Origin of the sequence: Amycolatopsis kentuckyensis, from assembly GCF_002155975.1 — a bacterium.
Lineage (GTDB): Bacteria > Actinomycetota > Actinomycetes > Mycobacteriales > Pseudonocardiaceae > Amycolatopsis > Amycolatopsis kentuckyensis.
The window spans coordinates 1-601 of record NZ_MUMI01000789.1 but is presented as its reverse complement, the minus strand read 5'-3'; the positions used below and the strand labels follow the sequence as shown (position 1 = coordinate 601).

At 69.4% G+C, this 601-nt stretch carries 1 protein-coding gene; it reads left to right on the top strand.

The window, feature by feature from the left end; genetic code table 11:
* Positions 1-26: 26 nt before the first annotated feature.
* On the top strand, positions 27-601 hold a 575-nt coding region (locus CCN39_RS47915; protein ID WP_341867734.1), incomplete at its 3' end, for an acyltransferase domain-containing protein.

Sequence of the window (601 nt, the reverse complement as noted above, 5' to 3'; positions counted from 1 at the left end):
TGCAGGCGCTGCCCGAAGGCGGCGCGATGGTCTCGATCGCCGCACCGGAGTCGGCCATCACCCTGACCGAGGGGGTCTCGATCGCGGCGGTGAACGGTCCCGAGTCGGTCGTGATCTCCGGCGAGGAGGCCGCGGTGCTGGCGATCGCGGCGAAGTTCCCGAAGACCAAGCGGCTCAAGGTGAGCCACGCGTTCCACTCGCCGCTGATGGATCCGATGCTCGAGCAATTCCGTGCGGTGGCGGAAACCCTCACCTACCACCCGGCGCGGATACCGGTGCTCTCGAATGTGAGCGGTGCTCTCGCCGAGCCGTTCAGCGCCGACTACTGGGTGCGGCACGTGCGCGAAACGGTCCGGTTCGCCGACGGCATCGCGACGCTCGAAGCCGCCGGTGCGAACGTGTTCCTGGAGCTGGGGCCCGACGGGGTGCTCAGCGCGATGGTCGGCGGCACCGCGATCCCGGCGCTGCGGCGAGACCGCTCTGAAGAGAGAGCACTGCTCACAGCGTTGAGCACTGCTCACGTCCATGGCGTGGACGTCGACTGGGCCGCGTTCTTCCCGCCCGCGCGCCCGGTCGATCTCCCCACCTACCCCTTCCAGCG